This window comes from Bacteroides bouchesdurhonensis, from assembly GCF_900155865.1.
In the GTDB taxonomy this organism is placed as follows: domain Bacteria; phylum Bacteroidota; class Bacteroidia; order Bacteroidales; family Bacteroidaceae; genus Bacteroides; species Bacteroides bouchesdurhonensis.
Window position 1 is genome coordinate 1,923,613 of the sequence record NZ_LT707006.1, and the last position, 25,497, is coordinate 1,949,109.

Below are 25,497 nucleotides of genomic sequence, written 5' to 3' on the forward strand. Positions count from 1 at the left end.
CTTCTATAAATATGAATCGTTTCATGAGAAACAGTTTATGTTTTCAATTAAATTAGCCTATAAAATGAAAATAAGTGCACATATATATTTCCTATGTGCAATATTGTTGTACCTTTGCGCCCAAAATAATTTAAAAAAGATTTAGATGAGAAAAATTTCTTTGGTTAGCATTGTGATGCTAATCGTTTCAATTCCAACTTTTGCCGGGGGTATCCTGACAAATACAAATCAACATGTATCTTTTCTTAGAATGTTAGCACGTGGTGCTTCCATTGATATTGATGGTGTTTATTCTAATCCTGCAGGTTTGGCTTTCTTACCAAGCGATGGTCTTTATCTATCTTTGAATGGACAGAGTGCTTATCAAACTCGTAATATAGAAACAACATTTCCACTGTTTCCGGAAGCCGGGAACAAACGCTATTATAAAGGTAAAGCTTCTGCCCCTTTTATCCCTAGCTTTCAGGGTGCATATAAAAAAGGTGACTGGACTGTTTCCGGTAGCTTCGCCGTTGTAGGTGGCGGTGGAAAGGCTTCTTTCGACAATGGTTTGGGAATGTTCGACTCTATGGTTATGGGAAAATTGGCTGCTAGTGACAAATTGCAAGCGTTACAGTCGGCTTTAGGCGTAGGTGCAGTTTCTGATCTGTATGACCTCAATAGTGCTATGGATGGAAGTCAATTTATTTATGGCGTACAATTAGGTTTATCATATAAGGTGAACGATTGGTTGGGTGTTTTTGCAGGTGGACGTATGAACTATTTTACCGGCGGTTATGAAGGTTTCCTGACTGCAAAGGCAAAAAGCAATATACCGACTATAGGCGGAGTTGAATTGGCAGGCATTGAATTGGATTGTGACCAGACTGGTTGGGGAATAACTCCTATCTTGGGAGCTGATGTGAAACTAGGTAAATGGAACATGGGTTTGAAGTATGAGTTTATGACGAATCTAAACCTGGAAAATAAAACAAGGAAAGCAGAAGTTCGTGAAAGTGGAGTACCCATGGGTGATGAAGGCAATCCGCTTGCTGAATATAAAGACGGGGTAAATACTCCGAATGATATCCCGGCTTTATTGACGGCTGCTGTTGGTTATGAGATTCTTCCTACACTTCGTGCCTCTGTAGAGTATCACCATTTTTTTGATAAAGCTGCCGGTATGGCAAATAACAAACAAGATGCGTTGAGACATGGTACACACGAATTTTTGGTTGGTGCAGAATGGGATATCACTAAGCAATTGACTATCAGTGGAGGTTTCCAACGTACAGATTATGGTTTGGCAGATGATTTCCAAAGTGATATCAGTTTCTCTTGTGATTCTTATTCACTCGGTTTCGGTGCTGCAGTCAAAATGACAAAGCACTTGACGTTGAATGTAGCTTACTTTTGGACAAATTATGATGATTATAAAAAAATCACTTCAACTGGAAATACGATCTATAGTCGTACCAATAAAGTGTTCGGTCTTGGGGTAGACTATAAATTCTAATCGATAATTAATTCTTTTATATCTATATACTGAAGGAGGTGTGTCAAAACTCAGGCACATCTCCTTTTTTTGATCTAAAACATTCATTTTCCTTTTTTGTCTATGCGGCTATTTTTTGCCTCATTAAACGATAAGTCGTTACATTCCCCGCATTTTGAGCCACACATGGTCTGAGAGCGATAAATATAGCGTGTACATTCTTTCCCTTTCTCGCTTTTAGCAGTTTTGCACACATTTTTTTGATATTAAATGCTATAGCAAAGAAGGCAAAGTCCATTGTAACCTTGTCTTGTCCCACATGCCGGAACCTTCTGTATGCCATGTTGTGTTTCATTTGTCCAAAAACTGCTTCCGGTTCTATACATCGCCTTCCCCTATGCCTGATGCCTTCTTCCGAGAGCAACCTTTCCCGTGCCTGCCGTTTGTATTGGTTTAACCGGTGGTTTACTTCTATAATACGGTTCCCCCGGGCTTTAAAGCAACTGCCACGCAAAGGGCACCCTTCACATCTTTGTGCTTTATACCGGGCACTTTCGGTGATGTATCCGCTCGCAGTCTTGTCACATCTGGTTCCTATACGGTTCATGTGCTGCCCCATAGGACAAACGTAATAATCCTCTTCCGCATTGTAATGGAGACTCTCCGTATGGAATGGATTGGGGGTATAACGGGGACGCCGTTCTTTATGGAAGTAGTTGTACTTGACAAAGGCTTCTATCCCATTATCTTGCATGAACCGGTAATTTTCTTCCGAGCCGTAACCGGAGTCTGCCACACCGACAGTTGGTAAGCGGTTATAGCGTTGCTCAAAGGAGTGGAAGAAAGGTATGAGGGTCAGTGTATCGGTTGGGTTTGGAAACAGTCGGAAGTCTATGAGGAATTGGTTCTCGGTACCTATTTGCAGATTATATCCGGGCTTTGTCTGCCCGTTTCTCATGGCGTCTTCTTTCATGCGCATGAAGGTGGCATCAGGATCGGTCTTGGAATAGGAGTTGCGTTCTCCAAGAGTATCAAGATGGTTGTCGTATTCCATCAACTTGTCACGGTACTCCTCAAGTTCCCGGACCTGTTTCTTCTTTTCCCGGATGACTTTCTTTTGTTCCTTGTCCTTTGTTACAGGTTGGTGTTCCAGTACCTCTTTAAGTTCATCCACTATATCTGAGAGCATGGCGGGAGTGAACTCTACGGGGGTGTCTTTGACGGAGTTCTCTTGGGCTATGGCTTCATCCACCTGCTCCAGGAGAATGCGGATCTTATCCATCAGCTTTGTACGGTTCTTTTCGACTGTCTTGCGCCAGACAAAAGTATATTTGTTGGCCCTGGACTCAATCTTGGTACCGTCGATATACTCTACGTCAAGGCTGATGAAACCTTTGTCGGCAAGGACAAGGACCAACTGCGTGAAGACGTTGTTGATTTCCTCCTTGACACGGTTACGGAAACGGTTGATGGTAATAAAATCCGGATGTTCATTACCGGAAAGCCAGATATAATGAATGTCACGTAGGAGAAGCTTCTCTATTTTGCGGCACGAATAGATATTGTTCATGTAGGCGTAAATAATCACCTTGAGCATCATTTTAGGATGATAAGGACAACGACCGGTTGCTTTATAAAGCTTCTTGAAATTGTCAAGATTGAGATTATCAACAACAGTATTAACTATGCGAACCGGATCGTTCGCTGCTATGTTTTCATCAATTCTTTGGGGAAAAAGAACTGTTTGGTTGGGAATGTAAGGACGAAAATGTAACTTTGCCATAACGAAAAACTTTATGCCTAAAGATACAAAAACTTTGGGTAATAACAAAGCCCGGGCTTGGGAAAGTCTGGGCTTTGTGCATAAAAAAAGGTTGGGCCAGCGTTTTGACACAACCTCCTTTTTTATAGACTATTATATTTAGAAAGAATACTGTACCAACGCATTCAACCGGTTAGCGTGACGGGTGGAAGTATTAAAGTCTGTGCGCCATCCTCTCAAGTATTCTACACCTACCTGCAAATTACTGCTGACATTCCAGAATGCATTGGCAACAAGGTATTGTCCTTTACGATAGGATTCCGGGTTGGAGCTTGGATAATTATGTTCGGAATAAAGTCTGGACAAACTATAGGTTCCGGATACAAACACATTCGGAGTAATGTTATACTGTAAACCTGCATACCAACCCAACATCGGGAGAACTTGCATTTTACCTTCATTTTCCGGATCCGGAACGATGTCTACATTCAAGTTACTAAGGTCGTTCAGATATGAGCCGATTCCTTTGCCATAATTAAACTGCCCGTATACTTGCCATTTTTTAGTGATATTGAATGTACTGGAGGCTTGCAAACCGAACCCGGTACTGGAAAAAGCTTTATCATGCACTGCGCTTGAATAAGTCATGCTGCGAACAATAGCTGCCAGTTTGATGTGACCATTATTGTTCCAGTTGTACTGTACGGAAGCGGCAAAATCCGGCATTCGCTGCGTACTGACGGAAACGTCATTGTTGGTAGTGCCATCTACAGAAGGCATTTCCACAGCAACACCCAGTTTCCAGTTTTTTAGTTTACTGTACATATAGCTTAATTGGGTTGTACGGTAGAAGGCAGAGCCGTTAGGACCGGCAAAGTCGATCGTAGGCGGGAGTGCGGAAAGATCCATGAATGTACCATAATTATATCCGATGGTGAATCCGAGGAATTGCGCATAAGCATTTTGCAATTCAAATGTTTTTCCGTCACCACGAAAGTTTCCGGCGGTATATATCACAAAATCACCGAGACGTTTGGTATGTCCTACTAACTTTAAGAAGAGGGTGGAAGTACTGATATCCATCTGGAATTGATTCTTCGCAAAATTACCATTACCTCTTTGGGGAATCAATGCCGGGTAGAAATCCACGTCGTTTACTATACCGCCGAAGTCATATTCAGCAGTAGCCCGTACATAACCACCGATACCCAGCGCAAATTTTCCTTTTTGGTCGGTCAATAGAAAACGAGGAGCGTTCGGGTCCTGAAAACGAAACTGTTGCCGGTCGTTCATGATCCGAATGATCTCATCTCCTGCCTTGTCTCGTGAGACAAACATGATGGAATTAGGTTCCTGGTCTTCTATAATTACTTTTTTTTGTGCTTGAGCACACAAAGGGAAAATGCCTACCCCGAGTAGCATCGCTACCATCTTAAAGCTTGTTTTCATTATCAGTTAAGTTTTAGGTGAATGCCCAAACAACAACTCAAAAAAGAAATGGTTGAGAGGGGCGAAGGAAAAATTGCCAAACTTATCGGAAGAATTGCTATTTATAATCATTCTAAGAAAGCAGATCTTTGTACTGTACTAATTAAATAAATTAAATACGATGATGGAAAAAGGAGATTTTACACAAGGGATATTAGCGATGGAACCGGATTTGCATCGCTTTGCATACAAATTGACAGCTGATCGTGATTCTGCTAATGATTTGGTACAAGACTGTGTGTTGCAGGCGTTAGACAATCATGAGAAATTTACTCATGCTAAGAATTTGAAAGGCTGGATGTACACTATTATGCGGAATATTTTCGTTAATAACTATCGTCGTGCTGCCCGCGAGATGAATATAATCGATGATTCTTACTCCATCCATCAACAAAGCCTGATAGAAGATGAGGACGCCGACCGTTTTGAATCGTCGTATGATATGAAGCAGCTGTACCGCATCATTCATTCTATCCCGGAAGATATGAAAGTACCTTTCCAGATGTTTGTTGCAGGGTTCAAGTATCGGGAAATTGCCGAAAAATTGGGGGTACCGATGGGAACTGTAAAGAGTCGTCTTTTCTTTATACGTAAACGATTGAAAGAAGAATTGAAAGATTTTTCGTGAGCTGGTTTTCTGACTAAACATTATTCCCGTTTTTATGTGGTTAGCGGTACAAAAGTAGTTAGTATTTTTACAGTAAATAGCTGTAGATTATAAAATACTAACGTATTCAATGTCTTACGACTATGACTGCCCTGTCCCTTTGTTTCACCTCATTTCTGTGAGTCGTTATATTTTTTTAGCAAAAAGAATAGAAAAACCTCTCGATATTATGTGTATGTTTGTAGACAGTATTTTATATATTACTTATCTTTTAATGAGGCGTCTTTATTAAGGAGAATTTTTCAGGTGTAATATCATCATACTGAAAGGATTATTAAAACAGAAAGTGGAAGACAAACAAATACAGGATATGTATCTCGGGCAAGACGACGTCAATAAAGAAAAAGGACCGGCGGTAAAAGAATGGATTTACCGGCTTTTTGCTATAGTGGGTATGCTGATCGTGGTGATTCCTGCTGTGGCCAATGTGCATTATAAAATCGGTGTCGTACATTCCTATGAAAAGGGGTACCATGATGCTGAAAGGTATCGTCGGACATTGGAAAAAGAACTTTCGGGCGTGGGAATCAAAGCCGAAATTAACGAGCTTTTCTTAAATTGTGATGAATTGAGATATGATGATGAGCTTATTCGTGCTTCTTTTTTTATCGATGAACTGACTGATTGGGGAGCCGATATTATTGTTATTTTCAATAATCAGGCTGCTTATTCCATGCTGAAGTGCGATAATCCCCGCCTACGCAATATCCCCGTAGTGTTCAGCGGGGTGTACCATCCCGATTGGGAACTCATCAAACAGCACCCCAACGTCACCGGTTTCAGTGATGTTCCGGACTTTGTCAGCACGATCAGGATGATTGAAAATATGATGGGGAAATCACGTATTGTGGTAATGAGTGGCAGTGGCTTAATTGATAAGCAAATGTGGGAGAATCTTGATGCCCAATGCGAGGAGGCCGGAATTGAGACTTACGAGGGCGATGTCTTTGAGCATATCCTGGCGCATCGGGTGACCCGGAATGCTTATCTGGAGGAAAAGGATGAGTTGTTCAACGAAGAGATTGATACAACCGTTGTCATGCGCTTGATGAGTGAGGCTATGCCTCTGCGTACCATCCAGCAGACTGCCCGGGGGTCCGAAACCTATTTGATGCTGACTTCCCGTACCTATAATTCCATGGATGCTCAGGAATTTTTTGTCAATCCTTCTTTCGCTGTCATCAATGAAGGATTTGGTTCGAATACAAAAATGCTGGGTGGCTATTTCTGTCCCTTGGAATCCCAGATGAAGTACCTGGCAAAAGAAATTGCCATGCGCTTGCGGGGAGAAATGCCCACGCAGCAAATCACGCCTCTGCCGAAAGAATATGTCCTCAACTGGCATGCCTTGCAGCGTTACGGTATTTCGGCCACTGGATTGCCTGAGGAGTATACTGTCATGTATATACCTTTTTTCGTCCGCTACCGTTCCCTGCTCATTTCGGGTTTACTATTGGCCGCACTCCTTATCGTTGCTGTCATTGCTTTCCTGATGTATGGCTTCCGCCATGAGCGCGGACGGAAACGGGAGGCTTTGCGTGCCCTCCGGTATGAGCACGAAACTCTAAAACTTGCCATTGAAGGAGGTATGACGTATGCTTGGCGGAGGGAGAAAGGCGGTCTCAGTTTCGACCCGCATTTCTATAAGTTAATCCATTATACAGACAAGTTTATAACACGAGAGCAAATCTTGCATTATATTCATCCGCAGGACCACGAGCGTTTTTGTACCCGTTTCCTGCAAAACAATCAGTATACCAACCAAAGGGAACAGTATCGCTGTAACTTCAGCGGTGAATATCAGTGGTGGGAATTCCGTTACAATTATGTGCTCAGCGAAGGGCATACGTCGGTGGTTACGGGGCTTTTACAGAATATTCAGGAAATCAAGGACAGGGAAACGGAATTAATCGAGGCACGTAACATTGCCGAGCAGGCCGAACTGAAACAGTCGTTCCTGAACAATATGAGCCACGAAATCCGTACTCCTCTCAATGCAATTGTCGGTTTTTCCAGCATTTTAGCCGACACCTTGCAAACGGATGATGAGGAAATCAAAGAATATGTCAATATCATTAATGTAAATACAGAATTGTTGCTGAATTTAGTTAACGATATCCTCGAATTATCCCGCATAGATTCGGGAGTAGTTTCGTTTATTCAGCAGGATAAAAATGTTCGTACGTTGCTGGAGTCTTATTACCGTACGTTCCATGTGCAGGTAAAGCCTGGGTTGGAATTCCTATGTGATTTTCCCGAAGAGGATTACACAGTCAGCGTCGATCCCATGCGTTTGCAACAGGTGGTTACCAATTTTCTGTCGAATGCCAATAAATTTACGGAATCCGGATATATCAGGCTGGGATACCGTTATATCGCTGAAGAAGATAAAGTTAGTATTTTTGTTGAAGATACGGGGAAAGGCATTCCAAAAAATGAATTAGAAATGATATTTTCCCGTTTTTATAAACGGGATGAATTCGCACAAGGCACGGGGTTGGGGCTAGCTATCTGCCAGGGAATAGTCCTTCGTCTGCATGGGCAAATCAGGGTAGAATCGGAAGTGGGCAAAGGAAGCCGGTTTTCGGTTCTGCTTCCGGCTGTTGTTGCTGACGGGGTGCAGAGCAGTTCTGTCTGGCAAAAACCTGCGTCATGAGTGGAAAAAATAGTTTAACCATGTTAAGTAGATTGAGATTCGTCTTCTTTCTTTCCTTCCTGTTTGTGTGGGGAAAGACGATGTCGCAAGTAACGACATCTGGAATTCGGGGTTGGGTTGCCGATGAACAGTTGCAGCCGGTTGTGGGGGCGACTGTCTTTGCTATTCATGTCCCCTCCGGTACACGTTATGGGGGAGTAACCGATGTGGACGGTCGCTACTACGTCCGGGGAATGCGTGCAGGCGGACCGTACAGGATTGTGATTTCATTTGTCGGTATGCAGACCAGTGAAACCGCTGGAATTAATCTGAAACTGGGCGAAGTTCTCCGGCATGATGTGAAAATGACCGAAGCTACCGAATTGCTTTCGGAAGTGATTGTCTCTGCCCGTGCCGGGATAGATGCCACGAAAACCGGTGCGGCGATGAATATCGATGCGGCGGCGATCAATCGGATACCGTCGATCTCCCATAGTATTGCCGATGTGCTCCGGATGAATCCGCAGGTACGCAGTGATAACGACGGTGCCATGTTTTTTCTGGGAACCAACAACCGCTACAACAGTTTCCGTATCGACGGAGTGATGAACAATGATGTTTACGGGCTGGCAGCTAACGGTTCCAATGGCGGTCCAGCCGGTACACAACCGGTATCTATGGAAACTATTGAACAGATACAGATTAATATCATCCCGTTTGATGTACGTCAATCCGGTTTTACAGGTGGTTCGGTGAATGCCGTCACCAAATCGGGTACTAACGACATTCACGGTTCGCTTTATGGATTCGGAAATAACGAAAAACTAATCGGACGACGCTATCGGCTGATGAACGGGCGTATCAGCGAGAAGTATCCCGAACAATATGAATATCAGGCGGGTGTAACGCTTGGAGGTCCTATTGTGCGGAACAAGCTGTTCTTTTTTGCCAATTATGAGAAGACGGACAAGACTTATCAGAATCCATACGCCATCGGTAAGTCGGCATCGCGGGTCGATGCTGTCGTGGCGCAGTCAATTTGGAAGAAATTGCAGGAAATGGCCATAACCCAGGGAGTGACGTATGGAGGCAATCTGGATGCCACGAATGTATATACCAAATCCGATAAAGCGGGTGTCCGGCTGGACTGGAATATCAATGACAAACAAAAGCTGTCATTCCGCTGGAGCTTAGTTTCAGCCTGGCAGATGAACAGTGCCAGTACGGCTCTTACCCTGAATGCTACCGATTATAGTTATGATTTTATTTCGAAAACGAATTCTTTTGTTGCCGAATTGCAAAGCCGTTTGTCGGACAGGATGGACAATGAGATGCGTGTTTCCTATGTAAGGGTGAGGGACAGGCGGGAACCCGGCGCATCTTTTCCTATGGTACAAGTCAGTAATGTGGGCGATGGCACCCTGAACCTAGGTAATGATCGTTCTTCCATGGCAAATACGCTGGACCAGGATATTGGGTCGTTTACGAATAACCTTACCTATACGACTGGAAACCATACTTTTGTTATGGGTACTCACAATGAGTTTTATCACTTTTCCAACCTCTTCATTCAGGATGCTTTTGGGAGTTATTTTTTTGATAACCCGGATGATTTCTATGCCGGACGAATTAAAGAATACCGCTTCGGGGAGGCGAATGTGGCGGTCACCGGCAATACGCGCTGGGCGGCTGCGTTCGGAGCTGGGATGCTGGGTTTTTATGTGCAGGACAATTTCAACGCGACGGATAGGCTCGATCTGACTTTCGGGCTGCGGGCGGATATTCCTCTTTTCTTCGATGTTCCCGCCGAGAATGCTCCTTTTAATGATTTTATGGTTTCCCGGGGCTGGGACTATAAAACCAATTCCAAACTCAACAGCCGTCCGCTTTTTTCTCCCCGCTTGGGTTTCCGTTGGAATATAGGACAGACGCAAAAATATGTATTGCGTGGAGGAACAGGTATTTTCACTGGGCGCATCCCATACGTTTGGTTGAGTAATAATTTCTCTAATACCGGTGTGCAGCTTTCGGTCTATAGGGTGGCTAACAGCACCGACCGTCCGGATGCTACCAAAGATCTGTCTTTTATCCTCGACCCCACCAAGCAAGGACAGAATGTCGGGCAGCTCACTGCCGGCGGTTCGCAGACAATCAATGTATTTGACAAAGATTTCAAACACCCTCAGAATTTCCGGGCAAACCTGGCATTGGATTTTTCTCTTGGCGGAATACGCTGGACGGCCGAAGCGATTTATTCCAAGACACTAAACGATATTACCTACCGCAACTTGGCTGTAGACCTGACCGGAAAGACACTGGGAGAAGTGTTTCCAGCCTTGAGCTTCGACAGCCGGCCCCTTTTGGCCAAAATAGAGGGGGCTGAGGATTATACCGGAATCTATGTGCTCAGGAACACCGGAAAGGGGTACACTTGTCACATATCTCTTTCGGGAGAGAAGAAATTTGCTTTCGGTCTGGATGTTCGGGCTTCCTATACTTTCATGAGGTCCCGTACCCAGAACAATGGTACATCTTCTGTCGCCCAGTCCAACTGGCAATACAACTATACATACCAAAACCCCAACCAGGCTGAACTGGCAAACTCTTCTTTCAATATTCCCCACAGTATCAAGGCTTCTGTTTTTTACACAAGAAAATGGAATAAAAATCAGACCACTACGGTCGGTCTGTTGTACAACGGTAGTAGTGGAATACCTTATAATGTGTGTTACAATGGTGATTTGAACGGTGATACGGGAAACAATGACCTGATTTATATTCCTACCGATGAGGAAGCCGACCGGATGACTTTCTCCCCCACTTCCGTCTATACCGCTGAGCAGCAAAGGACTAATTTCAAGGCTTGGTTGTCACGTGACGAGTATATGAAAGAGCATCGCGGCGAGTATTTCAAACGGAATGCAGGCAACGAAAAGTTTGAGCATCATTTCGATTTCCATTTATCCCACCGTTTGCAGTTTATGCTGGGAAAAAGCGAACGGGGGTTGGAATTTTCCCTGGATATCATCAATATCGGCAATATGCTGAACAAAAATTGGGGCCGCACTTCCGCTTCCTACGGTTATTATAACCCCATTAATTATAAAGGAGACGGCAGTTTCCAGTTCCTGCACGATGCAGACTACAACATGCGCTCCTATAATGATTATTACTCCCGCTGGAGAGGACAAGCCGGGGTGAGGCTGATTTTTTAGTGTTGAAACAAAGGGACGGGGCAGTCATGGTCGGAAGAAAATCCGGTAAGTTTAATGATTTGGGTGGTCAGACTGATCAAGAAGATACGTTTCGTTACCTTCTGCATGACAGACAGTAACAAAATGATAATTTTGTTGCTAAGAAAATTTGTAGTAAAAGAAAATATATTTAAATTGCTGCGTTTTATTAGCTTTGCAAGTTATATGGCTTGTTTGGTTACTTTTCAATGTGATTTGATTATTGTCTTGAAAAGATATTAATTGGCACGCAAGACTCTTATACATAAATGTGGTTGATAAAATAAGGTAAATAAGATTATTACCTGAAAACGTGATCATTACTCGAAAAAAAAGGATTATGCAATACGAGAAAGATGTGATTTACTCCCTGAAAGTAACAGGTACCATGATAATAAATGACAATCATTATTATCTGATAGAAAATGACGGTGTTAAATATAAGGTAAAGATGCTGAAATTCCAGCAAAAGTTACCGATTCCTGATGAGGTGAAGTGTGTTGTTTGTGGTTTCGATGCTGATGATACTCCTCTTTTTGTACAGGATAAGGGTGAGATATCGCATAAACTTTATACAGTTGGAAATACTTATACTTTTGTTGTACATAAAAAGACAAACTACCTCTCCGAACATCGTAATACTTTTTATGGATATGACATGAATGGTATACGAGCTTTTATTCAGGTAGGTATGGGGAAAGAATTGGCTATAGGGCGAAATGTCCCTTGCATAGTCAAACACATAGATTCGGATGGAAGTCTTTTTGTGGTTCCTGTCAGCCAGGGAATGGATTATGAAACTAACTATCTTACTTTTCAACAGCTATTGCATAATATCCATGTCGAAACACTGCCTGTTTGTCTCCAACTGGAAACTTTGCGTTCCGAGTCATCCGAAAACGCTAAAATACAACAGATGTTGAAGCAATATGACAACCATGAAGGAGAATGGTTATTGTCATTTTTAAATATTCTGGTTGCCAAGAGGGAAGAGAAAATTGAAAATAAAGATTGGGATGGAGTTTGTGAGTTGATAGGTTATCAACGTCTTATCACTGAATGGGTACTTGAAGATTCCCTATTTCTCACATTCTATTCTTCATCTGTTATTCAATCCTTGCGTGAAAAAGGAGAACGCGAAATGCATGTCTGTGAAGCGATACTAAAAGCCATAGATATTATCCGGACCGATACGGTGGATGATTTTCTGAAACATATTTTCGCTAAGATACGTACTTCGGGGTATTTGTCCGATCGAAACCGGAAAGTAGATTTGTTGGTTGCTTTATTCTGGCTGGATGACACACTGGCCGATAAGAACATGGCTGCTTTGACGGAGTTCTGCCAATACGTGGCTTGTACGTTTACTGCAGAGACTCTGGTATTGGGTGCGGTTTCTGAATTAATTAAGAAAATGATAGAGAAATGCAAGACGGTATATGATACTTCTTCCACGAAGATATTGCATTTGCTGGCTGTTTATTTGTTACTATGTTATAACCGTGATGTGAAGGCAACGCTTACTTATCGCATCATGCTTTATCGTTATGCCTCTTTGGCAAGCCCCGCCTCTGCCGGAATTTTGATAAACAGGGCGTATGAGATACTGACACAGGGCAACCAGTTCTACCATTTGGAGTTTGTATGGGATGATGTGATATCTTTTAAACCTGAGTTGTTTATTGCCAAGTTACGTGCGTTCATGATTGATATCTCCGGAGACGGGGATAAGATGATAGCCCGGCATGTAGCAAATGGGAATCAGATACTTCTGCGTGATGGAGTTTTTATGCTTTATGTCGGTTGCAATCCGGGGGCAATGCCGGTCCAGCAGAAAGTGACGGAGATGATTTCTGTATTCGACAGTAAAGTCCGCATATATGCGAATAAAGATATAAAACCTAAATCCAACGACTTGCAGAATGTCTTAGCACTTAAGAGTTTCTGGACAGAGTTGTATGGGCAATCGTCTCAACAGATCGCTTCTTCGACGAAAAAAGAGTTCATAAAGACGCTGCCTTCGGAAGGTATGCGTGTGAAAATTAGGTTGAAAGCTTTTAATCCGCGCTATCCGTTGATGATGTTTGCCGATGTGATAGAGCCGGGATATGAGGGAACCGGTGCGCTTCTTGCCAATGAAGTAGCTTACTTTCATATCAACAGTATGGAGGATTTGTTTTATGAGGGAGATACTTTTGAAGCCACTGTGGCAAGAATTGGGGAGAATAATCGAATCACATTCAGTATTATCCGGGAACTATTTGAGTTTGTAGCAAGGACGGTAAAATTCGGTCACCGGGTATATGCCAAGTTGGTTCGAATATCGAAAGGTACCTGTATCTGGATGTGCGAAGATGGATACTCTCTCTTTTCACCAGGCATAGCACCTTATCCGGACACCGATACAGTTGCCTTGTTAGAGGTAAGGGATATTAATGATGCGGGATATGTCAATGCAGTTTATATAGAGGAAGCTGATAGAAGTATAGAGACAACAGAGGCTTTGGCTAAATTGGTGAGTGAATATATTGATTTTTGTTCTCCGCAAGATGAAAAGATGGAAGGAGAGGACAATTTCGGGCAAGTATTCATGAATGAAGACGAGTTGTCGGCGGGAGAGCAATTATCACTGCCTTTATTACACGAGTTGTCTTGGCTTTTGACAGTAGCCGCGTTCTCGAAAAAGTCATTGGTGACGCGATATAATATGTTGGGGACGGCCCGTCTGTTGGCAGAAATAATTGATGATTCGGTTCTGAACGAATACTTGTCTCTACAGATGAATTATGAAGAGAATATTTACAGCTTTGCTACTTATACCGGTCAGGTGCGATGGTCGGGTACTTCGAGTATAGATGATGCGGCAGTGGCCCGTTATCCTTCGCTTCTCCCTAAAAAGGAACTGCTGCGAATTCTTGGTATGTTCTATAGCCACACTTTCGACCCGGTGCTTGCAGTAAATATCGCCACTACCAAGGATCCCAACAAGGAACATGTCATCCGGCTGGTACTGGCGCATGCACTTTTGTTCCAAACTTTGCCGGCTACTGCACTGACACCTTTGCGCAACGAACTTCTGCAACGTATTGGGGCTGGTGATTTTGTAAAGGCCGATGAACATGATAAACCATTGGAAGTGGAGGAACAGAAGGAAGAGATTCCTTGCCTAGGGAGAGAAAGCGATACAATCGAGTTTAAATCATCTGTGGTATATCCTGCAGGCCGTACTCTTCCTGATATGAAACAACAGTCAGAGGTGATATTACGTGCGATTGCCGGATTTTTGAATGCATCCGGTGGCACACTTTATATTGGAGTATCTGATACGGGATCAGTAATCGGGCTGAAGGAAGATTATATCTATATGGTATGCGACTCTGATGGTTACGAACGTTTTATTCGTCAACGTATCATCGCTACAATGGGAAAAGATATAAATGGCCTCATTAAAATAGAATTTCCCCAGTATGGTACTCGTGAAGTATGCCGTATTATAGTTCCTTGCTATGGCAAATTTGTTGAACTAAAGGGAGTAATATGGCAAAGGCAAGGCAATTCGACGGTAATGCTCGATGGCAATGCATTGACGAAGCAACAGAAAAGGAAAAATGAAAAACTACAAGTAGAACTTGATCAGATAGCTGAGAAGAACCTGGAGCAAGTCAGTGAAAGTTTGTTGCAGGCTAGTGAAGTACAGACGGCAGTTGCCGCTGCTTTTGCGGAGAGCCTGAAAAAGAAGAAAAAAGATAAAACAGTCAAGGTTAAGAAGAATGCGGTACAGACGTCTTCAATTCGCCTTCATTCACATTTAGAAGAAGAATCGGATGCAGAGGTATTGACTTATTTGTCTCTACTCGATAATGGCGGATATGTTTTAGAAAATGAGTTTTCCGATATGGATAACGCGATAATTACCTTAACCATATATGCCAATGAGATTGGCGGCTCATTACTCCTCTGTTACGAGAATGCCTTTGTCAATCGTATTCCGCTTAAAATTTTATTGCAGAAGAAACGAAATTATATCTACAAGAATGGTGTAAACAAGGATTCAAAGCTGGTATTTGTGACTGTAGAAAATGGTGAACCAAGTATATTGGTACGTACGGTTCGGAAGAACAATGAATACCTGAAAATGTATCCTATGGCTAAGATAAAAGAAAATATGGATTTAGCTTTGAAAGGGACTTCACTTTTCTCTTATGATTTTGGTAAAGTTGTTGCCTGGGAAGTTATTCCGGAAATGGAATCTGAGAAGTTGCAAAGACTCTATAATGATAATCTGGCCCATCAAGGCTGTTTGAGTACCGCAGAGGTTATTTCCGAGGAAAGAGAGTTGCTACGGGCAATGGGGTGGGATATTGGATAAGCTGAAAGGGTATCTCTATGAATTTAGATTTTTATTTCATATCTTTGCCGCTCGAAATGAATTAAAAGATGTATGATGCCGTGAATAGCGGTCGTGTATTCTAGAACACCACGTAAAAAACAGGAATTATGAAAGAAAAAGTATCTGTACCTTTTATGCTGCTTGGCATTCTTTTCAATGTATGTCTTATAGCAGCCAATCTTCTTGAAACGAAAGTGATTCAGGTAGGTGGTCTGACGGTTACTGCCGGGTTGTTGGTTTTTCCCGTTTCTTATATTATTAATGATTGCATCGCCGAAGTCTGGGGATTCAAGAAGGCACGTCTTATCATCTGGAGTGGCTTTGCCATGAATTTCTTTGTGGTGGCTCTCGGACTGATAGCTGTATCTCTGCCTGCTGCACCTTTCTGGGAAGGAGAAGAACACTTCAACTTTGTATTCGGTATGGCACCACGTATTGTTGTTGCCAGTTTGATTGCTTTCCTTGTCGGTTCATTCCTCAATGCGTATGTGATGAGCAAAATGAAAGTAGCCAGCCAGGGACGTAACTTCTCGGTGCGTGCTATTCTATCAACTATTGTAGGAGAAACTGCGGATTCTCTAATCTTCTTTCCGGTTGCTTTCGGAGGTGTGATTGCCTGGAAAGAATTGCTTCTGATGATGGGACTTCAGATTGTCCTGAAATCTATGTATGAAGTTATTATTCTCCCTGTAACGATTCGCGTGGTCAAACTGATCAAGAAAATAGATGGCAGCGACGTTTACGATACCCATATCTCTTACAACGTATTGAAAGTCAAAGATATTTAGCATAAATAGCCCTTGTGGTTATTTATGAGCATTAGTATATCATCGCCATAAAATAATAAAGCATTAGTACTCATCATGAACAGAGATCGTGTATTAGTTGTGTTCAGCGGAGGGCAGGACTCAACCACTTGCCTGTTTTGGGCAAAACGTAATTTCAAGAAAGTATATGCACTGAGCTTTTTATATGGTCAGAAACACGAAAAAGAAGTGGAGCTGGCACGCGAAATAGCCCGGAAAGCAGAAGTAGAATTCGATGTGATGGATGTCTCCTTTATCGGAAAGTTGGGACATAACTCTCTGACAGATACCACTATGGTAATGGATCAGGAAAAACCTGCGGATAGTGTTCCGAACACATTTGTGCCGGGACGTAACCTGTTCTTTCTGAGCATTGCAGCAGTCTATGCCCGCGAAAGGGGAATCAACCACCTGGTTACCGGAGTTTCCCAGACAGATTTCAGTGGTTATCCTGATTGCCGGGATGCGTTTGTCAAGTCTCTCAATGTTACTTTGAATCTCGCGATGGATGAACAATTCGTGATTCATACTCCGTTGATGTGGATTGATAAAGCGGAAACATGGGCTTTAGCGGATCAGTTGGGAGTGTTGGAGGTGATTCGTAAGGAGACATTGACGTGTTATAATGGTATTCCCGGAGACGGTTGTGGACATTGTCCGGCTTGTAAATTACGTCGGGAAGGATTGGAAAAGTATTTAAAGAGTAAGAATCAATAATCTCTCTACATAGAGAGTTAAAACGCATTTTTTATCGTCATTTGTCACTTTATTGTCCTCGAAACCAGGATGATGTGTGTGTCTGTGGATGCATTGTTCGGAATCTATAGATACAAATTAGCTTTAAAGACGTGGGACTAGCTGTTCTAATAGGATGAACACTTTGTTTCAATAGCCTGAAACGATTAGTTTCAATAGGGTGAAACTAATCGTTTCCCTATATGAAACACTTAGTTTCCCTATATGAAACACATAGTTTCAAGGCATGAAACTACTTGTTTGTACGCTTGAAACGGTTGGTTTGAGCGTATGTTAGGCAAGAAAGTAACGGTCGTTTTCGGATTTAGTGCGAGACTCATGGTTCGTGTACCGCATAAATTCCGGTGATAGGTGATAGATCGGGTGATAGGTTAAAATATCACCTATCACCTCTTCAAAGTACGATGAATAAACGGGTTGCAGAACTTTGGTGATAGGTGATAGAGGAAAATGAGTTTTTTCTTTGGGTAGGGATCAAAATTAAAGTGAAGAAATGACTGAATTGAAAGATCAACTTTCCCTGTTGGGAAGAACAACGGAGTATAAGCAAGATTATGCTCCTGAAGTGTTGGAAGCGTTTGATAACAAACACCCTGAAAACGATTACTGGGTACGTTTCAATTGCCCGGAGTTTACCAGTCTTTGTCCTATCACCGGACAGCCGGATTTTGCGGAAATCCGTATCTCTTATATCCCTGATATTAAAATGGTAGAGAGTAAAAGCCTGAAACTTTATTTATTTAGTTTCCGTAATCACGGAGCTTTTCATGAAGATTGTGTTAATATCATAATGAAAGATTTGATCCGCCTGATGGGACCTAAATATATCGAAGTAACCGGAATTTTTACTCCTCGTGGCGGAATCTCTATCTATCCGTACGCTAACTATGGTCGTCCGGGAACAAAATACGAACAGATGGCGGAACATCGATTGGCGAATAGAGAATGATACGGTTGTCTTTTAGTAAAAAAAGACTAACTTTGTGACCCGATATGTTAAAAAGATAAGTGATTCATGGAGGATAAAACGGAATTTGATCGTATGTTTAAAGAATGGTTTGCAAGGCTGTTTTTCTTTGCCAACCATTATTTGCAAGATACGGAAGCAAGCCGGGATATTGTGCATGATGCATTTGAATATGTTTGGCGGAACTATGAAAAAATGGACTCCGCTACCGTAAAAGCTTATCTTTATTCCATTGTTCGTTCGCGTTGCATTGATTATATTCGCCTGCAGAACGCCCAGGAAGATTATGCAGAATTTGTTCTTAAGATGACTCAAGACGATACGGATACGGAAGACCGTTTGTTGTGGGAAGAACGAATGATGCGTATCCGTAAGGCAATGGATAAGCTGACTCCTTTGACCAGACATGTGTTGGAGAGATGTTATAATGGCCGTAAGTCTTACAAAGAAGTAGCCGATGAACTGAATATTAGCGTAAGTGCTATCCATAAACATATTGTTAAAGCACTTCGGGTGATACGTGAAGAAATTAAAAATGAATCACCGGAAAGGTAACTGATTGTAGGTTGTGTCCGTAGTATAATAAATAATGTATGGATAGGTGTATGGAAATAAGTGAGTCGGAAAAGAAAGCATTAGACGTAATGGAGAACCCTAAAGGGGTGACCAGGGAAGACGTCGATACTTTGCAAGGAGAATCTTTGCAAGATTGTCAGCTTTTAGATGATATCTCTTTCTTGTTGGAACAGGAAACTGCGGTTACTTGTCCGGATATTGATCAGGAATTGCAGTATTTCCACCGCAAACGGCAAGACAAAATATGGAAACGTCGTGTGATAGGGTGGAGTATAGCAATCGGTGCGGTAGCGGCTTTGTTTATTAGTGGTATCTTCTTATTAGACAGAGAACCGGAGGCGTTGTCGGCTACTGTCGTTGAAGTAGCTGATTCGACTCATATAGTGCTGGAAGCAGATCCTTCTCCACAAGAAGTTATCTTGGATGTAGAAGATGCCGCGCAACAACACGAAACCTATTCGTTGAAGGAAATAGAAAAAACTCCGGTAGCTCAAACGGCAACTGTCCATACGAAAGAAATTAATTACCTTGATAAAAACGAGGAACAGGAAGAAGTAAATACTCAAATCCATACTCTGAGTATTCCCAGAGGGCAAATGTTCAAGATTGTTCTCTCCGACGGTACGGAAGTCTTCTTGAATGCGGGCAGCCGTCTTGCTTATCCTACTAAATTTGTCCGTAAGGAACGGATAGTGACTCTAGAAGGAGAAGCCTATTTTAAAGTAGCCAAAGACAAAGACCACCCTTTTATTGTGAAAACAGGAACGGTGGAAACTCGTGTATTGGGGACAGAGTTTAACATTAGCAGTTATTCCGCTTCGGATGTTCATGTCACATTGATTGAGGGAAGTGTACAGGTAGACGCTTCCGGTAGTTCCAAGGTCATTGTACCGGGGCAGGATTTATGCATACGTGAAGATGGAAGCATGACTGTAGAAGAGGTGGATTTGCATTCCTATATGTATTGGCGGGACGGGTATTTCTATTTCGATAATCTTCCGTTGGTCGATGTACTGAAAAGTATAGGGCGTTGGTACAATGTAGGAGTCGAGTTTCGCAACACAGAGGCAATGGGTTGCAAAGTACATTTCCTTTCCGAACGTTTTCAGGGATTGGAACATACGCTTACATTACTTAACAGAATGGAAAAAGCCGATATCCGGTTGGAAGGTAATATATTAGTTGTAGACTGATGCATGACAATTTGGTCGCTTCTGAAAAAAAAGTATCGCTTTCTGAAAAATATTCGTTTGAAAAGGTAACCGTTTGAAGTTTTACTCCGTATATAAACTGATAATATGAAATTCTATTTTAATAAAGTCAGTTATGAAAAAAGATCGGTTACTTGCCATTATCTTTTTTATTTCCTGGTTGGGCTCGCTTAGTGTAGGAGCACAGGAAGTGAAAGAAAAGCGGATTACGATGGAATTTAAAAACGAGCATCTGTCTTCTGCATTCAAGAGGCTCGAAAATGTATCTGGATATAAGATACTATTTGCTTATGAGGATGTCAATCAATACACAGTCGATGGAAAAGTGAAGAATCAAACCATCGGACAGGTCCTGAAATTTATGATTGGCGACAAACCATTAAAATTCCTTATCGACGGGCAATTTGTGAACATCACTCCCCAAAGAAAAGAGCCGGCAAAAACTGTGGAAAAAGTAAAGGGAACAGTTGTTTCCGTCGAAGACGGTTTGCCGGTTATCGGAGCGTCTGTCCATGTAGCAGGAACAACTATCGGAGCACAAACCAATATCGATGGAAACTTTGAACTTATCAAAGTGCCCGGTGATGCAATGGTACAAATTTCTTATGTAGGAATGGAGACTGTGTCACTGCCTGTCAGTGCTGTGATGAATGTTCGGATGAAAGCAGACGTACAGACATTGGACGATGTCGTTGTGACGGGATATTACACGCAACGCAAACAAACATTTACCGGAGCTGCAACTAACTATAGTGGAGCCGAACTGGCTGCTATCTCTGACCAGAACTTGCTTTCTACCATTGCCGCCATCGATCCTTCATTTAAGATTGTGGATAATCTTGCTATGGGTTCCGACCCGAATACAGTCCCCAATATTCAGGTACGTGGTGTAAATGCACTTCCTACCACTACCAGCCTGAGTGAAGAATATAAAGGTAACTCCAATCTTCCTACCTTTATTCTTGATGGTTTCGAAGTCAGTGTAGAAAAAGTATATGACCTCGACCCGAACCGGGTATCTAATATTTCAATATTGAAAGACGCTTCGGCTACGGCTATTTATGGTTCACGTGCTTCTAACGGGGTCGTTATTATTGATACCAAAGCACCGGCAGCGGGGAAATTACGTTTGAACTATTACGGAAGTCTGGATTTTGAAGCTGCCGATCTTTCCGATTATCATTTGCTGAGAGCTTCCGATAAATTGAAATATGAAGATTTGGCACAACTGTATGTAGGTACAGGGGCTGTTTACGTAGATGAGGAATATCGCAGAAATTATAACGAACGGTTGAAACTGGTACAGAAAGGCTATGATACGGACTGGTTGGCACAGCCGTTACGTTCTTTAGGTATCAGCCATCGTCATAGCGTACAGCTGGAAGGTGGTAATGAAAGCTTCCGTTACGGAGTAAATCTTACCTATAACGGAACGTCCGGTGTGATGAAAGGCTCCGACCGTACTCGTATCGGTACAGGAATCAAGTTGCAGTATAACTATCGTAACCTGCGTTTCCGCAATGAGATTACCTATGATAAGGTGACTTCCAATAATTCTCCTTACGGATCGTTCAGTGATTATGCCAACATGAATCCTTATTATTATCCGTACGACGAAAACGGGCAATTGAAGAAAATTCTGTTTACCATCTACAGTCCCAGCTCAGGCTCTACAACCGTAGTCAATCCGATGTATAACTCTACCCTGAACACGAAAGACCGGACTGCTTATGATGATTTCGTTGATAACTTTAGTGTGGAATGGGATATTTTGAATAACCTGAAGTTGAAAGGTAACTTTTCTCTGGAACGTGTTAATAAATCGACGGATATCTTTAAACCGGCAGACCATACTGATTTTGCTACAGTGGAAGAGAACAAAGGAAGCTATACCAAAGGAAATACAGTGTCCAGCTCTTATGACGGCAGTTTGGTGCTTTCTTATTTCGGGCAATTCAAGAAACATGCACTGAGTTTGAACGGAGGTTGGAATATCCAGCAGACTTCGGATGATTACAGTACCTATACAATCAACGGATTTCCCAATCAGCAACTCGATCATCCTGCTATGGGAGCGGGCTTTCTCGAAGGCAGTACTGTAAAAGGAGATGCTACCATGACTCGTCTGATGGGATTCTTCGGAAATGCAAACTACAGTTTTGACGACCGTTATTTTGTAGATGCTTCCATACGTATGGACGGTTCTTCTTTATTTGGCAGCAACCAACGGTGGGGTACTTTCTGGAGCACCGGTATCGGATGGAATCTTCATAATGAGGCGTTTATGAAAGAAGTTTCTTTTGTCGATCAGTTCCGTTTGCGTATGAGTACCGGATATACAGGTAGTCAGAGCTTTTACCCTTATCAGGCATTGATGATGTATCAATATAAGAGCGAGTTGGCTTATCAGGATTATATCGGTACGGTAATCAAAGCGTTTGGGAACTCGAACTTGAAGTGGCAACGTACCAATAAGACAAACTTTGGTATCGACTTCGGTTTCTTCAAAAATCGTCTGAGTGGATACTTCAATTACTTTATCGAGAACTCGAAAGATTTGTTGGTAGATGTCAATATGGCTTCTTACCTTGGTTTCGACTCTTACAAAGAGAATCTGGGAGAAACTCAGAACAAAGGTTTCGACTTTAATGTGAAACTGACTGCTTTCCAGAATAAAGACTGGCGCGTGAATTTGTTTGTAAACGGACAGCATTACAATAACACGTTGAAGAAGATCTCTTCGGGATTGAGTTCTTTCAATGATAAAGCAGATGCGGCCGGTTCAACCAAGCCTTATGTAAGATACATTGAAGGTGCTTCTGTCAATACCATTTGGGTAGTACCATCGGCAGGTATTGATCCTGCAACAGGAAATGAAGTATTTATCAGTAAAGACGGTAGTTACACCGGAACATGGAGCGAAAAAGATTATGTCCCTTATGCTTCGGCCGACCCGAAGTTGAGTGGAACGTTTGGTTTCAATATCTACTACAAAGGGTTTGAACTGAATACGAACTTCTATTACCGCTTCGGAGGATATGCTTATAACCAAACTTTGGTCGATAAGGTGGAAAATGTGAATCCATATAATAATGTAGATGAACGTGCGCTCTATAACCGTTGGCAGACTCCGGGAGTAGCTGCCATATTTAAACGTATCAGCGATCGTACGGCAACGAAACCGACTTCCCGCTTTGTGGAGAAAGATAATTATCTGTCTGCCAATTCGGTAAGCCTTGCCTATACGTTCCGGACAGATTGGATCCGTCACTTTGGAGCACAATATCTGAAAGTGGCTATGACTGCAAATGACTTTATGAGGATGTCTACTATACGTCGTGAGATCGGTACGGCTTATCCTTATGCGCATCATTACTCCTTTACTGCTCAATTAACTTTTTAAAATGAAGAAGAATATGAAGAAGATACTAATATTAGGTTATATACTACCACTTTTGACATTGTCTTCGTGTGAAAGTTGGTTTGATATTTCCCCTAAATCAGAACTGAAAGCCGATGATCTGTTTGAGACTTCGCAAGGATTCAGAGATGCGTTGATCGGTTGCTATGGAACAATGGCTACCAAAGATCTTTATGGTGGACAGCTGACCATGACCTATATGGATGTGCTCGGGCAATATTATTCCACAGCCGGCACTGCCCTCAATAATTTTGAGAATGCGTACACATACAATTATTCTGAAACAAAAGAGGAAACACGCAAAGATAATATTTGGAAGAACGAATATAATATTATTGCCAACCTGAATAGCCTCTTAGATCGTATTGACGATCAAAAGGGAATTTTTGCAACCGGAGAATACGAACTTTTCAAGGGAGAAGCATTGGGATTGAGAGCTTACATTCATTTAGACCTGTTGCGTCTGTTTGCTGCTTCACCTGCCATGGAGAATGGCAGAAACCGGAAAGCGATTGCTTATGTAGACCGTTATACAAACGAACTTTTTGAACGTCTGACTACAGAAGGCGTTTTGAATCGTATTGTAGGCGACTTGGAAGCTGCACGTACTTTGTTGGCTCCGATTGATCCTTACGGACCCCAACATGCTACATTTGATTTGGAGAATCTTACAGGAGTATGGAAAGGAAGAGAGTACCGGATGAATTATTACGCGGTAACTGCTTTATTGGCACGTACTTTATTGTATCGAAATGCGGAAGGCGATCAAACTAAAGCCTATAATTACGCAGTGGAAGTAATCAACTCTACTCTGTTTCCACTTGTTTCCGGTGCGGACCTGTCGAGCCAGGATAAGAATGGCTTTATTCAGGAAAATGTTTTTTCACTGGAATATCGTGGACTAAAAGATGAAATGGTAGATAAATACTTCTATGTAAGTAATGCTAATTCCGATTTCCTGTCTATAAACAAATCAACCCTGGGTAAGATTTTCCCTACAAGTTTGAGTATGGACTATCGTCAGCAATGGTGGGTAGAAAACTCCGGGTCTTATAACCTGATTGCGAAATATAGTTATTCGGAACGTATCCCTCTATTGAAAGTTTCAGAGATGTTTCTTATTGCAACGGAAACTGCTCCGACATTGGGAGATGCAAACGATTACTTTTATCAGCTTCAATACCATCGCGGACTTCCCGAAACGGAACTGACTGCAGAAAACTTACAAGAAACGTTACTTGCGGAATATGCCAAAGAGTTTCTTGGTGAAGGTCAGTTGTTTTATGCTTACAAGCGTATGGCGATACAGAAAAAGCCTATATTAAAGACTGCATTGTCCGATTATGAGAGTGTATATATACTTCCGCTTCCTACGGAAAATACGTATTTTATAGATTAGCGTGTTATGAAGAAATTTTTATTAATAAACATATGGGCTATGCTGATCGGCTTTAGCCTTTGGGGATGCCAGGAAAATGAGAGAATGCTGTACGAGGAAAAGCCGGCTGTCTACTTTAGCACTGTGACGGAAAAAGATAGCATTTCCTATTCCTTCGCATCCGGTTTGAAAGATGAAGATGTAGTCTCTATTCCGGTACGGATTATCGGAACTTCTATTGATAAAGATCGCTCAATCTTTGTGGAAGTAGATCCCGCATCGACTGCTAAAGAAGGAGTTCATTATAAAAATCTATCAAAATCAGTCGTTTTGAAAGCTGGTAATATAGAAACTGCTATCAATATAACTGTAATGAATGAAGATTTGAAGAATGGAGATGTGAAACTGATTCTGAACCTGAAGTCAAGTGAGGATTTTGATTTAGGATATACCGGTTCATTAAAAGCGAAACTGGTGATAACGGATCAGTTGGTTAAACCTTCTTATTGGGATATGCCATTGTCATTGTACTACGGAACCTACTCAAAAGCAAAACATCGTTTATGTATCCAGTTGCAGGGATTTGATTTTCCGGAAGCGATGGATTATTCAATAGTAACTAGTTATATGTCTTACGGGCGTATAGTTTATAATTATTTGGTTCAGACTCCTATCTGGGACGAAGATACACAGTCATGGATTACAGCCGATTGGTCACCACTTTAATAATTTA

At 42.1% G+C, this 25,497-nt stretch carries 15 protein-coding genes; 13 read left to right on the plus strand and 2 right to left on the minus strand.

Going from position 1 to position 25,497, the window contains the following annotated elements; translation table 11 throughout:
- Positions 1–145: 145 nt before the first annotated feature.
- Positions 146–1,495, plus strand: a complete 1,350-nt coding sequence (locus CZ225_RS07760) for an OmpP1/FadL family transporter (RefSeq protein ID WP_077153651.1) — start codon at positions 146–148, stop codon at positions 1,493–1,495.
- Between the two features lie 100 nt (positions 1,496–1,595).
- Here CZ225_RS07760 and CZ225_RS07765 read toward each other — a convergent pair whose 3' ends face one another.
- The gene (locus CZ225_RS07765; protein ID WP_077152662.1) at positions 1,596–3,257 is read right to left on the minus strand and encodes an IS1182 family transposase; all 1,662 of its coding nucleotides are present in this window, start codon (positions 3,255–3,257) and stop codon (positions 1,596–1,598) included.
- A gap of 138 nt (positions 3,258–3,395) precedes the next feature.
- Complete coding sequence (locus CZ225_RS07770; RefSeq protein WP_077153652.1) at positions 3,396–4,685, minus strand: DcaP family trimeric outer membrane transporter; 1,290 nt, start codon at positions 4,683–4,685, stop codon at positions 3,396–3,398.
- Between the two features lie 163 nt (positions 4,686–4,848).
- Here CZ225_RS07770 and CZ225_RS07775 point away from each other — a divergent pair, with 163 nt between their 5' ends.
- From CZ225_RS07775 to CZ225_RS07835, 12 genes are all read left to right on the plus strand, one after another.
- Positions 4,849–5,352: an RNA polymerase sigma factor gene (locus CZ225_RS07775; protein WP_077155743.1), complete on the plus strand. Its 504-nt coding sequence runs from the start codon at positions 4,849–4,851 to the stop codon at positions 5,350–5,352.
- A gap of 325 nt (positions 5,353–5,677) precedes the next feature.
- On the plus strand, positions 5,678–8,047 hold the full coding sequence (locus CZ225_RS07780) for a sensor histidine kinase (RefSeq protein WP_234983019.1): 2,370 nt from the start codon (positions 5,678–5,680) through the stop codon (positions 8,045–8,047).
- 20 nt (positions 8,048–8,067) lie between these two features.
- A complete protein-coding gene (locus CZ225_RS07785) occupies positions 8,068–11,241 on the plus strand; it encodes a TonB-dependent receptor (RefSeq protein ID WP_077155745.1) in 3,174 nt (1,057 codons plus the stop codon).
- 358 nt (positions 11,242–11,599) lie between these two features.
- Entirely contained in the window at positions 11,600–15,628 is a 4,029-nt protein-coding gene (locus CZ225_RS07795) for an AlbA family DNA-binding domain-containing protein (protein ID WP_077153654.1), read from the plus strand.
- 128 nt (positions 15,629–15,756) lie between these two features.
- Positions 15,757–16,437, plus strand: a complete 681-nt coding sequence (locus CZ225_RS07800) for a queuosine precursor transporter (RefSeq protein WP_077153655.1) — start codon at positions 15,757–15,759, stop codon at positions 16,435–16,437.
- A gap of 75 nt (positions 16,438–16,512) precedes the next feature.
- A complete protein-coding gene (queC, locus tag CZ225_RS07805) occupies positions 16,513–17,172 on the plus strand; it encodes a 7-cyano-7-deazaguanine synthase QueC (RefSeq protein WP_077153656.1) in 660 nt (219 codons plus the stop codon).
- Positions 17,173–17,704: 532 nt separating this feature from the next.
- Positions 17,705–18,160 carry a preQ(1) synthase gene (gene queF, locus CZ225_RS07810; protein WP_077153657.1) on the plus strand — a complete coding sequence of 152 codons (456 nt, stop codon included), beginning with the start codon at positions 17,705–17,707 and terminating at the stop codon, positions 18,158–18,160.
- 66 nt (positions 18,161–18,226) lie between these two features.
- On the plus strand, positions 18,227–18,733 hold the full coding sequence (locus CZ225_RS07815) for an RNA polymerase sigma-70 factor (RefSeq protein ID WP_077153658.1): 507 nt from the start codon (positions 18,227–18,229) through the stop codon (positions 18,731–18,733).
- A gap of 38 nt (positions 18,734–18,771) precedes the next feature.
- Positions 18,772–19,947, plus strand: a complete 1,176-nt coding sequence (locus CZ225_RS07820) for a FecR family protein (RefSeq protein WP_077153659.1) — start codon at positions 18,772–18,774, stop codon at positions 19,945–19,947.
- 133 nt (positions 19,948–20,080) lie between these two features.
- The gene (locus tag CZ225_RS07825; RefSeq protein WP_077153660.1) at positions 20,081–23,368 is read left to right on the plus strand and encodes a SusC/RagA family TonB-linked outer membrane protein; all 3,288 of its coding nucleotides are present in this window, start codon (positions 20,081–20,083) and stop codon (positions 23,366–23,368) included.
- Between the two features lie 13 nt (positions 23,369–23,381).
- A complete protein-coding gene (locus CZ225_RS07830) occupies positions 23,382–24,785 on the plus strand; it encodes a RagB/SusD family nutrient uptake outer membrane protein (protein WP_159441762.1) in 1,404 nt (467 codons plus the stop codon).
- A 6-nt stretch (positions 24,786–24,791) separates the two neighbouring features.
- Positions 24,792–25,490, plus strand: coding sequence for a DUF4843 domain-containing protein (locus CZ225_RS07835; protein ID WP_083714607.1), 699 nt, complete (start codon positions 24,792–24,794; stop codon positions 25,488–25,490).
- Positions 25,491–25,497 lie beyond the last annotated feature (7 nt).